The organism is Jiangella asiatica, from assembly GCF_004349065.1.
GTDB classification, from domain to species: domain Bacteria; phylum Actinomycetota; class Actinomycetes; order Jiangellales; family Jiangellaceae; genus Jiangella; species Jiangella asiatica.
On the sequence record NZ_SMKZ01000008.1, the window covers coordinates 78441 to 89701 of the forward strand.

Genomic DNA, 11261 nt, shown 5'->3' on the forward strand with positions numbered 1-11261 from the left:
GATGATCACGAAGGTCACCGGTGCGCTCAGCGCCGCAGATCTTCCGGCGCGCTTGCTCGAGCAGTGCGTCGACCGCGCAGTGGTGGCGTCCGCGCCCCCGTCGTCGGCCGGGCCCGTGCCACGTCGTCGACCCGCGCGCCGACGCCGTCGTCGACAGCGTGGGGCACTGGGAAGATCACGGTCGGGTGGGCTCGGGGCGGGATGCTCGGCTAAGGTCGCAGCAGGCGCTCGGCGATGTCGGGCACGTGTCTGTACGGGGCGGCACGGGGGAGGTGTCGGGCCGTGGAGGTCCAGGAGACGGCGGTCCAGACCGACCGGGTGTTCACTGTCCCCAACCTGCTGTCGTTCCTGCGGCTGCTCGGCGTTCCGGTGTTCCTCTGGCTGGTGCTGGTCGAGGAGGCCGACACCCTGGCCATCGTGCTGCTGGCGGTGTCGGGCTTCACCGACTACCTCGACGGCTGGCTGGCCCGGCGACTGAACCAGATCAGCCGCGTCGGGCAGCTGCTCGACCCGCTGGCCGACCGGCTCTACATCCTGACCACCATCGTCGCGCTGACGCTGCGTGACATCATCCCGCTGTGGTTCGCGGTGCTCCTGGTCGCGCGGGACGTATACATGGCGGTGGTCGTCGCGGTCCTCAAAGCGCGGCGGGGCATCACCGGCCTGCCCGTCCACTTCCTCGGCAAGTCCGCCACGGCCTGCCTGCTCTACGCGTTCCCGCTGCTGCTGTGGGGTGACGCCGACGGCACGCTGGCGATGCTGGCGCGGGTGTTCGGCTGGGCCTTCGTGCTGTGGGGCGTCGCCCTGTACTGGTGGGCCGCGGTGCTCTACACCTTCCAGGCCGGGCGGGTGCTGAGCGCTCCGGCGCCGAAATCCGCCTGACGCCGTGATGTCGGCGCGGTGCCGGGACCGGCCCGTGCGAGCATAGGGACGTGGTGACAGGGCACACTCCTCGAGTTCGACCGCTGCGGCGGCCGGACGAGTCGATGTCGCTGCTCAACGATCTTTTCGCCAAGCCGCTGGAGCCGGGATACGAGGAGGCCGCGGCGCGCGACCGGGCCGCTGGCAAGCACCCCGGGGGCAACGGTCCCGGCGGCACGTCGTCGGGAGTCCGGCCCCGGCCACCGGTGCGGTTCTCGCCGGCGCTGGCCCTCGGCATGGTCGCGCTGGGGCTGCTTGTCACGGCCGCTGTCCTGCAGGTTCGCGACACCGCTAATGTTGTCTCCTCGGAGCGGCAGGGGCTGATCGAGCAGATCTACGCTGAGGACGAGCGTGTCAGCCAACTCCAGGGCGACATCAACGCGCTGGAGTCGGAGATCAACAGTCTCGAGGAGACACTCCTGCAGGACTCCACGACCGGGCAGCAGGTGCGTGAGGAAGTCGAGGGTTTGCAGGCCAGTGCGGGGGCGATCGCGGTGACGGGGCCAGGGGTAGTGGTCACGGTGGACGACGCGGACGAGGCGGAGAGCGCCGACGAGCCCGGTCTGGCGCGCGTCCTCGACGTCGACCTGCGTCAGGTGGTCAACGGCCTGTGGGCGGCCGGCGCCGAGGCCGTCAGCATCAACGGCGAGCGGATCACCGGTCTCACCGCCATCCGTTCGGCCGAGGGAATCGTACAGATCAACTACCGGCCCATGGCGGCGCCCTACGAGATCCAGGCCATCGGCGATCCCGAGGCGCTGCCCGGCCGGTTCGGCGACGGTTCCGGCGGCCAGTGGCTGCGCAGTGCCGCCAGCCAGAACGGCCTGCAGTTCAGCGTGCGCCGCGAGGACTCGCTGACACTGTCGGCCGGCAACACGCCGCTGACCTACGCAACCCCGGGAGGAGCATCGTGATCCCGGCCATCGGTCTGCTCGTCGGAATCCTCGCCGGCGTCTTCTTCGACGTGTCCGTGCCGTTGGAGCTGCAGCCGTATCTGCCGATCGCCATCGTCGCCGCGCTGGACGCGGTGTTCGGCGGCGTCCGGGCGGTCATGGAGGGCATCTTCAACGACAAGGTCTTCGTGGTGTCCTTCATCGCCAACGTTCTCATCGCGGCGTTCATCGTGTTCCTCGGTGACCAGCTCGGCGTGGGCTCGCAGCTGTCGACGGCGGTGATCGTCGTCCTGGGCATCCGCATCTTCACCAACGTCGCGACGATCAGGCGGCATCTGTTCCATGCCTGACCGTCACGACAGCCTCGACGACGCCCGCGGCGCGCCGGACCTCGACGACGTCCGCGAGGTCGACTCCGTCCGCGAGCCCGAGGACGTCCGTGACGACGACGCCGCGCCGGACGCCGTCGACGACGAGGTGACCGACGCGCGCGGTCCCGCGGCCGAGGGCGACGACCACGGCGACGAGGTCGGCTCGCCGGACACGGACGACGACGACACGGACGACGACGACACGGACGACGACGACACGGACGAGAGGGCCGGCGCGCCGGAGGCCGACAGGGCCGGCTCGCCCGACGCGGACGGCGGCACGGACACGAGCGCCGGACCGGTCGCACCCGATGGCGTCGCCGCACCGGAGGACGCGGTCACTCCTCCCACGTCGGCGCGTTTCGTCCCGAGCCGGCCGACCGGCGGCGACCGCCCGCGGTCGGCGGGCAGCCACGCCCGGGTGCACACCGAGCCGGAGAAGGACGCCTTGCCGTCCGGCCCGCCGCCGCGCTTCACCCCGGCGGCGCCCTCGGGCACCCGCCGGCTCTGGAAGGCCATCACCCAGCGGCCCGACCTCGGCCACGTCGGGGTGGGCCTGCTGGTCGCCCTGCTGGGCTTCGGCGCCGTCGTGCAGGTGCGCGCGGACGACGACGACACGCTGGCCAACGCCCGGCGCGACGATCTCGTCCAGATCCTCGACGGGCTGCGCCGCCAGGCCGACCGTCTCGACGACCACGTCGCCGAGCTCGAGGTCGACCGTCGCGACCTCGTCAGCGGCGCCGACACCGAGGCGGAGGCGCTGGAGCTGGCACAGGAGCGGGCCCGCTCAGTCGGCGTCCTGGCCGGCACCGTGCCGGCGACGGGCTCCGGCATCATCATGACCATCACCGACCCCGACCACCAGGTCCACGCCGTCCTGATGCTCCAGGCGATCAACGAGCTGCGGGTGGCCGGCGCCGAAGCGATCCAGATCCGCGGGCGTGGCAACGACACTGCGGTGCGGGTCATCGCCGACACCGCGTTCGAGAACCCCGAGCCCGGCGTGCTGCGCGTCGGTGGGGTCGACATGGAGCCGCCGTACGAGATCGTCGCGATCGGCGATCCGCGCGAGCTGTCCGGTGCCATGACGTTCGCCGAAGGCATCGTCCAGCGCATCGAGGACGAGGACGCCGACGCCACCGTCACCGAGTATGACGAGCTGACCGTCGACGTGTTGCACGAGCCGCGATCGCCTAAGTACGCTCACCCGGCGCCGGATGACGAGGACGACGAATGAGCCCATGCCGGCCGTCCCCACCACCGAGCCCCACCGACACCCCGTCAACCGGCAGCGCGTGCCGGAAAGGAGGCAGTTTTCGTTGTATCCCGACGACCTGAGGTACACACCGGAGCACGAGTGGGTGCGCACCCCCGGCGAGGCCGAGGGCAGTGTGCGCGTCGGCATCACCCACTTCGCCCAGGAGCAGCTCGGCGACATCGTCTACGTCCAGCTGCCGGCCGTCGGCGACGAGATCACCGCCGGTGAGGTGTGCGGGGAACTGGAGTCCACGAAGAGCGTGAGCGAACTCTTCGCGCCGGTCACGGGCAGCGTCGTGGCCCGCAACGACGACCTGGACGCCGCACCGGAGCAGGTGAACGCCGACCCCTACGGCGCGGGGTGGATGCTGGAGATCGTGCCGGCCGACCCCGTCGCCGTCGAGCAGTTGCTGACTGCCGAGGACTACCGCACCCAGGTGGAGGGATGACACTCGTGTGAGAACCACGACGCCGCCAGGGGCCGATGGCCAGTTGACCCCTGGCGGGGGGCGGTTCTAGGTTGCCAGAATCCGAAAACCCTCAGGCGCTGGTCGAGGGTCGTGAGACACTCGTAGCGCCGCCGACTCGAGTCGCGGGGAGACCCGTGGCGGGAGGCCATGCCGATGCCGTTCTGCACCCAGTGCGGTCACCAAAACCCGTCCGACGCGAAGTTCTGCTCCCAGTGTGGAACCCCGCTGGTCCGGCCGATGCAGCCGGCCGAGACGGGGGGTGACGCCACGAGCACCATGGCGATGGTCCGCGAGGAGACGGCGCAGGTCCAGCCGGACGATGGTGGTGACCTCGCCGCCGCCGACCAGGCCGCCGTCGACGCCCTGCCCGAGGGCAGCGCGCTGCTCGTCGTCCTGCGCGGCCCCAACGCCGGGAGCCGGTTCCTGCTCGACACCGACGTGGTGAGCGCCGGCCGGCACCCGGACTCCGACATCTTCCTCGACGACGTCACCGTCTCACGCCGGCACGCGGAGTTCCGGCGGATGCCCGGCGGCTTCGTCGTCTCCGACGTCGGTAGCCTCAACGGCACCTACGTCAACCGCGACCGTATCGACGAGGTGGCCCTCAACAACGGCGACGAGGTGCAGATCGGCAAGTACCGGCTCGTCTACTACTCCAGCCAGCACGGGTTCGGAGGCGGGCCCAGGTGAGTCCGGCGCAGGCTCGTGCGGGCGGCGGGGCCCGCCGCGACGCTGCGCCGGCCGACCAGACCATGAGCATCGGCGAGGTGCTGGCGCAACTGCGGCCGGACTTCGCCGATGTCACCATTTCCAAGATCAGGTTCCTGGAGACCGAGGGCCTGGTCGAGCCGCAGCGGTCGCCGTCGGGGTATCGGCGCTTCACCCCGGACGACGTCGCGCGGCTGCGCTACGTCCTCACCGTGCAGCGCGACCACTACCTCCCGCTGCGAGTGATCAAGGAGCAGCTCGCGCAGCTCGATCGCGGCATGGAGCTGGTCACCGACGGCGGCAGCACGGTCACGCCCTACACATCGGCGGCCGGCCCGAACGACGAGGTCGTGCTCACGCGCTCGTCGCTGCTGGAGGCCGCGGCCATCAACGAGGAACTGCTGGCCGAGCTGGAGTCCTTCGGGCTGATCACCCCGCGGCGCGGCGGCCGCTACGACGCCGACGCCCTGCTGATCGCCCGCACCGTCGGCGAATTGTCCGACTACGGCCTGCAGCCGCGCCACCTGCGCGCCGTGCGCAGCGCCGCCGAGCGTGAGGTAGACCTGGTCGAGCAGGTGGTGGCGACGCTGTTCCGACAACGCGGCGCCGACTCCCGCGGCCGCGCCGAGGAGACCGCCGCCGACGTCGCCCGGCTCACCCTGCGCCTGCACGCCGCGCTCGTCGACGCCGGCATCCGCCGCCTCTCGCGATGACTCCCCGCCCGCCGAGGGCCCGCACCGTGCCCCGTCGCTCGACGTGTCCCGTAGGCCCTCACCGACACCGCCCCGCCGTGGCCGCGTGATCATCAACGATCCGCGACATCACCAGGCGTTCCCGCGCTTCACCAGGCTCACAACCATGGTGGAGCACACAGCATCCTGGTGACGTACCGGATCGTCGATGATCACGAGGCACAGCGGGCCCGGGAACCGTGCCCACACCCCTGCCGTCCCCCTGATGGTTTCCGCCGTACGCCGGCGCCGGGCGGGTCGAGAGCGGCCCAAACCACAACCGGCAGCGACCAGCGGTTGTGCTCTGACCCGCCCGGTGGCGGGCGGACAATCGGGCAGCATGGGGACTGCGAACCCTCGATCGCGCGCAACGGCGGCCGTGATCAACGGCACCACGGGATGGTGAGGGCCGCTGGTCCGTCACCCCCCGCTAAACACCGCCCATACCGGGGCGCCGGGGACGTCGCCCCAGATCGGCCGGCCTTGCGCCGTTCGACCGGTGCCCGGTCGCCCCTGCGCCGTCGGCCCTGGGCCCGGCGCGACACGAATGGCCGGCGCCGCTCCGGCCCATGTGGCCAGGGTCAGCGGATACCGGCGAACCGAGCACAAGGCCGGGCAGCATTCGTCGGATGCTCCGGTCTCCGCCGCTGGGGCAGCTATGGCGACCGTCGCCGCGGTTCGGGGTCCGCCGGGCTCGGCGTCGGACGGTCGTGGACAATGGTCGCGCTGCCGCCCGCCGAACATTTCCGAGATCAACCAGGACGGGGCGCAGGTCGGCGGGTGGTGCCGGGGTCGTGACCACATCGGCATCGTCGTCCCCGTGAGTCGACCGCCGGGCGGGGGTACTGTTGAAGAGTGCGTGAGCTAGACGTCGTGGGCGTCCGTGTCGAGATGCCGTCGAACCAGCCGATCGTTCTCTTGCGTGAGGTAGGAGGCGATCGGTTCCTGCCGATCTGGATCGGGGCGGTCGAGGCGACGGCCATCGCGTTCGCCCAGCAGGGCATCGTTCCACCGCGGCCGATGACGCACGACTTGTTCAAGGACGTGCTCGACGCGGTGGGGGTCACGCTCGAGCAGGTGCGCATCACCGAGGTGCGCGACAACACCTACTATGCCGAGCTGGTGCTGTCCGGCGGCGTCGAGATCAGCTCGCGCCCGTCGGACTCCATCGCGCTTGCGCTGCGTACCGGCACGCCCATCTACGCCGCCGAGCCGCTGTTGGACGAGGTCGGCGTGCTCATGGCCGACCCGGACTCCGACGAGCAGCAGGAGGACGAGGTGGCCCGCTTCCGGGCGTTCCTCGAGGAAGTGACCCCGGAGGACTTCAGCGGCTGAGCGGTGACATGATCGGTGTGACGCGTGTTACGAGTGTGACTGCTGTGTCTTCGGCTCTCGAGCTGAAGTTGAGCTTGAGACTTGCCGCGTGTTGCATTGACCCCTGTCGGGACCGGGCCTAACGTCACTCGTGTAACACGCGGGCCACGTCGGTCGGGGGAGCGGCGGCGGGCGCACTGGGTTTGGACGATGAAGGGGTCGGCGTGAGCGCAGACAGCACATCCGGTACCGGTACGGCAGGCGACGCCGGCCGGTCCGCGGCCGCGGCCGGCCGCGCCGCGTCCAAGCAGGGGCTTCTCTTCGAGGGCATGGTCGGTCCGGTCCCTGAGGACGTCGGTTACCGCGGTCCCACCGCCTGCAGCGCCGCCGGCATCACCTACCGGCAGCTGGACTACTGGGCGCGCACCGGACTGGTCGAGCCGTCCATCCGCGGTGCCGCGGGGTCGGGCAGCCAGCGGCTGTACTCCTTCCGCGACATCCTGGTGCTCAAGATCGTGAAGCGGTTGCTGGACACCGGCGTGTCCCTGCAGCAGATCCGCCAGGCCGTCCAGCACCTGCGCGACCGCGGTGTCGAGGACCTCGCCGGCATCACCCTGATGAGCGACGGCGCCAGCGTCTACGAGTGCACCTCCGCCGACGAGGTGGTCGACCTCGTCCAGGGCGGGCAGGGGGTGTTCGGCATCGCCGTGGGCCGGGTGTGGCGCGAGATCGAGGCCACGCTGGTCGAGCTCCCCGCCGAGCGGCCGGGCGAGCCGCCCGCGGAGCACCCCGGCGACCAGCTCGCCGCCCGCCGTCGCGCCCGCGCCGCCGGCGCCTGACGCGCACCGCATCGCACCACGACCCACCCGCACCCGGCTCTCGTCGGGTTCGGAATGATCACGTTCACCACGAAATTCCGTGTCGCACCATGCTTGCGAGCATGGTGCGACACGCAGAATCCTTGTGACGGCCGACCGCAACAGCGCAACGAAGGCAACAGCCGCAACGAAGGCAACAGCCGCGCCGGGCCGAACGCCGTCTACGCGTTGGCAGCACCCCGGGTGACGCCGGGCCGAACGCCGTCGACGTCGTCAGGGGAGAGCAGAGACGTCCGGCGGCGGAGTGCCGTCGCCGAACGGGGTGCCGCCCAGCGCCTCTCGGCCGTGCGGCTCGGTCCAGCCGGACAGGTCCGGCCCGGCCGGCACGATGCGCGACGGGTTCAGCTGGTGCAGCACCTGGTAGTAGTGCCGCTTGATGTGGTCGAAGTTCACCGTGCCGGCGAACCCGGGCGTTTGGTAGAGGTCTCGGGCGTACGCCCACAGCACCGGGTTCTCCGCCAGCTTCTCGCGGTTGCACTTGAAGTGCCCGTGGTAGACGGGGTCGAAGCGCACCAGCGTCGTGAACAGGCGAATGTCGGCCTCGGTGATGTGGTCGCCGACGAGGTAGCGACGGGCGGCCAGCCGAGACGTCAGCCAGTCCAGGCGCTCGAACAGCTCGCGGTAGGCCCGCTCGTAGGCCTCCTGTGACGAGGCGAAGCCGGCTCGGTACACGCCGTTGTTGACGTCGCGGAAGACCAGCTCGTTGACCTCGTCGATCTCGTCGCGCCAGGCCTCGGGGTACAGGTCGGGCGCGCCCGACCGGTGGTGGGCGCGCCACTCGGTGCTGAAGTCCAGCGTGATGCGCGGGTAGTCGTTGGTGACGACCTGTCCGGTCGGCACGTCGACGACGGCGGGGACGCTGACGCCGCCGTCGTAGCCGGGGTCGGCGGCGGCATACGCCTCGGCCAGGAACTCGATGCCGAGGATCGGGTCGCGGCCCTCGGAGTCGAGGGTGAACCGCCAGCTGCGCTCGTCCTGGATCGGGTCGGCGACGGCGAGGGAGATGGCGTCCTCCAAGCCGAGCAGCCGGCGGACGAGGACGGCGCGGCTGGCCCAGGGGCAGGCAAGGCTCACGACCAGCCGGTACCGCCCGGGCTCCGCCGGCCACGTCGAGCTGCCGTCGGCGGTGATGCGGGCGTCGAAGCGGTTGCCGCCGCGGACGAACTCGCCGGCGTCGTTCGTCGTCAGCTTCGTCATACTTCGACGCTACCCGGGCGCGGTCAACCCACGCGCCGCCTCAAGCCATTGGAACGTCGGGGAGCCCGCACCAGGCTTGCTCGCGCCTCACCAGGCTTACGAGCATGGTGCGACACGAAATTTCGTGCTGAACGTGATCATTCAGGGCGCGTCGGAGGCGAGAGTGCGCTCGCTGAAGCGTTCGGCGTCGGGGATGAGGCCGGCGGCGATCAGGGTGTCGTACTCGTGGATGACGGTGTCGGCGGTCGCGTAGGTGAAGCCTTCGCCCGGCCGTTTCACCGCCACGATCGTGACACCGTACTTCTGCCGGAGGCCGGAGTCGCCGAGCCGCCGCCCGACCGCTTCGGGTGGCGGTGACGTCTTCACCATGGCGAAGCCGTCGTCGAACTCGATGTAGTCCATCATGCGGCCGCGGACCAGATGGGCGACGCGTTCGCCCATGTCATGCTCGGGCCGGACCACGTGGTGCACCCCGAGCTGGCGCAGGATGCGCGCGTGCGCCTCGCTGACGGCCTTGGCCCAGATGTTCGGGACGTTCAGGTCGATCAGGACCGAGGCGGTGAGGATGCTCGCCTCGACGTCGTTGCCGATGCCGATGACCACCCGCGCGGACTCGTGCACCGACAGCTGCCGCAGCGCCTCCTCCTTCGTGGAGTCTGCGACGACGGCGTGCGTGAGCTGCTCGGCGACCGACTGGACGGTCCCGGGGTCGCGGTCGATGCCCAGCACCTCGGTGTGGCCGTCGCGCATGAGCTCCTGAGCGAGCGCGGTGCCGAACCGTCCCAGGCCGATGACCACGACGACGGGGTCCGGCCTACGGCCACGGGAGGCTGGGGACCTAGCCAATGATCGGCCTCGCTTCCGGCAGCTCGTATAGCCGGCCCCGCTGGCGCAGCGCCAGGGCGCTGGCGAACGTGATGGGCCCGAGCCGTCCGATGAACATCAGGACAATCATGGCAGCCTGTGCCCCCGTGGGCAGGTCGGCGGTGATTCCCGTCGACAACCCCACGGTCGCGAACGCGGAGACCGTCTCGAACAGCACGGCGTCCAGGGCGAAGTCGGTGGCCTCGAGGATGAACAGCGCCGGGATGACGACGGCGGCCACCGCCAGCAGCGCGACGCTCAGTGCCTGCCGCTGGACCCGCGCGCCCACCCGGCGGTCGAACACATGGACGGTGGGCTCGCCGCGGACCTCCGCGTAGATGACGAAGAACAGCAGCGCGAACGTCGTGACCTTGATGCCCCCGGCGGTGCCCGCGCTGCCGCCACCGATGAACATCAGCACGTCGCTGCCCAGCCACGTCCCCTCGGTCAGCTCGGCGATGTCGAGGGTGTTGAAGCCGGCCGTGCGGGTGTTGACCGAATGGAAGAACGCGGCCAGCAGCCGTCCCGGCACGTCGAGCGGACGGAGGGTCCCGGGGTTGTTCCACTCGCTGGCGGCCACGAACACGGTCCCGCCGACGAGCAGCAGCACGGTCATCCAGATCGTGATCTTCGTGTGCAGGCTCCACCGCCGCGGCTGGCGCAGCTGCCGGCGCAGCTCCAGCATCACCGGGAAGCCGATCCCACCGATCACGATCGCCGCGCAGATCGGCAGGCACACCCACGGGTCGCCGACGAACCGCATGAGGCTGTCGCTGTACAGCGAGAACCCGGCGTTGTTGAAGGCCGAGACGGCGTGGAACACCCCGAGGTAGACGGCACGGCCGAGCGGCTCGTCGTACCCCGTCGCCAGCCGTGCCGTCAGGATCGCCGCGACCACCAGCTCGACCGTGACGCTGACCTTCGCGACGCCCAGGAGCACGGTGCGCACGTCGCCGATGCCCAGCGTCTTCGTCTCCGCCGCCGCGGTGAGCCGGGACCGCAGGCCCATGCGCCTGGACACCAGCAGCACCAGGAGTGAGGCCATCGTCATGATCCCGAAGCCGCCGACCTGGATCAGCCCCAGGATCACGAGTTCGCCGAACGTCGACCAGTACTCGGGCGTGTCGACGACGATCAGCCCGGTGACGCACACAGCGGACGTGGACGTGAACGCCGCCTCGAGCAGCGGCGCGGACTCCGGGCCGTTGCGGGCCGGGGGCAGCATCAGCAGGACGGTGCCCACGGCGATCGCGGTGGCGAACCCGGCCACCACGACCTGCGCGGGATGCCGCGGCTGGGGAACCCAGCGCCGGTGCGCCGGACCGGCACCGACGCCCCGAGCACTACGGAAACCATCCGGCCCGGGGTCGGGCTCGGGTCGGGAGCGCTCGGCTGGCACGAGCCACCACGCTACCCGCGGCGCCGGCTCGTCCGCCGCAGGTCCGTGGACGTGTCCGCGTCGTGCCGGCGCCGTCGGCGAGCTATGCTGGCCAGCGAGCTGTCGACACTGGCCGGGAGAGTCCTTCCGCACCCGCGCGGGAGGCGCCGAAGGGGCAACATCCCCGTCAACCTCTCAGGCATCAAGGACCGGTCAGGCGAGGCCACTCTGAAGTCACCGCACACCGCGGTGGTGACAGAGGGGGAGCACACTCGTCGT

Annotated in this window: 12 protein-coding genes and 1 riboswitch; of the genes, 9 read left to right on the forward strand and 3 right to left on the reverse strand. The window is 70.8% G+C overall.

Annotated features, from left to right (window positions below; all coding sequences use genetic code 11):
- Positions 1 to 282: 282 nt before the first annotated feature.
- The 9 genes from clsA (at position 283) to E1269_RS08070 (ending at position 7504) form a co-directional block, all read left to right on the forward strand.
- On the forward strand, positions 283 to 882 hold the full coding sequence (gene clsA / locus E1269_RS08030; protein ID WP_203433158.1) for a cardiolipin synthase ClsA: 600 nt from the start codon (positions 283 to 285) through the stop codon (positions 880 to 882).
- Between the two features lie 104 nt (positions 883 to 986).
- Positions 987 to 1835: a DUF881 domain-containing protein gene (locus E1269_RS08035; protein WP_131893171.1), complete on the forward strand. Its 849-nt coding sequence runs from the start codon at positions 987 to 989 to the stop codon at positions 1833 to 1835.
- Entirely contained in the window at positions 1832 to 2164 is a 333-nt protein-coding gene (locus E1269_RS08040; RefSeq protein ID WP_131893173.1) for a small basic family protein, read from the forward strand. Before E1269_RS08035 ends, E1269_RS08040 begins: the two co-directional genes overlap by 4 nt.
- The gene (locus E1269_RS08045) at positions 2157 to 3422 is read left to right on the forward strand and encodes a DUF881 domain-containing protein (RefSeq protein ID WP_131893175.1); all 1266 of its coding nucleotides are present in this window, start codon (positions 2157 to 2159) and stop codon (positions 3420 to 3422) included. The genes E1269_RS08040 and E1269_RS08045 overlap by 8 nt, the downstream gene beginning before the upstream one ends.
- An 82-nt stretch (positions 3423 to 3504) precedes the next feature.
- Positions 3505 to 3891: a glycine cleavage system protein GcvH gene (gcvH, locus tag E1269_RS08050; RefSeq protein ID WP_239000822.1), complete on the forward strand. Its 387-nt coding sequence runs from the start codon at positions 3505 to 3507 to the stop codon at positions 3889 to 3891.
- Between the two features lie 168 nt (positions 3892 to 4059).
- Positions 4060 to 4602, forward strand: coding sequence for an FHA domain-containing protein (locus tag E1269_RS33760; RefSeq protein WP_420810605.1), 543 nt, complete (start codon positions 4060 to 4062; stop codon positions 4600 to 4602).
- Between the two features lie 62 nt (positions 4603 to 4664).
- Positions 4665 to 5333 carry a transcriptional regulator FtsR gene (gene ftsR, locus E1269_RS08060; protein WP_131893293.1) on the forward strand — a complete coding sequence of 223 codons (669 nt, stop codon included), beginning with the start codon at positions 4665 to 4667 and terminating at the stop codon, positions 5331 to 5333.
- Positions 5334 to 6206: 873 nt separating this feature from the next.
- Positions 6207 to 6686, forward strand: coding sequence for a bifunctional nuclease family protein (locus E1269_RS08065; protein ID WP_131893179.1), 480 nt, complete (start codon positions 6207 to 6209; stop codon positions 6684 to 6686).
- Between the two features lie 203 nt (positions 6687 to 6889).
- A complete protein-coding gene (locus E1269_RS08070) occupies positions 6890 to 7504 on the forward strand; it encodes a MerR family transcriptional regulator (protein ID WP_420810606.1) in 615 nt (204 codons plus the stop codon).
- A 252-nt stretch (positions 7505 to 7756) separates the two neighbouring features.
- Here the strand turns inward: E1269_RS08070 and E1269_RS08075 are convergent, their stop codons facing one another.
- The 3 genes from E1269_RS08075 to E1269_RS08085 form a co-directional block, all read right to left on the reverse strand.
- Positions 7757 to 8740: a glutathione S-transferase family protein gene (locus E1269_RS08075; protein ID WP_131893181.1), complete on the reverse strand. Its 984-nt coding sequence runs from the start codon at positions 8738 to 8740 to the stop codon at positions 7757 to 7759.
- Between the two features lie 141 nt (positions 8741 to 8881).
- A complete protein-coding gene (locus E1269_RS08080) occupies positions 8882 to 9538 on the reverse strand; it encodes a potassium channel family protein (RefSeq protein WP_239000824.1) in 657 nt (218 codons plus the stop codon).
- A 40-nt stretch (positions 9539 to 9578) separates the two neighbouring features.
- A complete protein-coding gene (locus E1269_RS08085; RefSeq protein WP_420810608.1) occupies positions 9579 to 10877 on the reverse strand; it encodes a TrkH family potassium uptake protein in 1299 nt (432 codons plus the stop codon).
- Positions 10878 to 11106: 229 nt separating this feature from the next.
- Positions 11107 to 11204: riboswitch (glycine riboswitch) on the forward strand.
- Positions 11205 to 11261 lie beyond the last annotated feature (57 nt).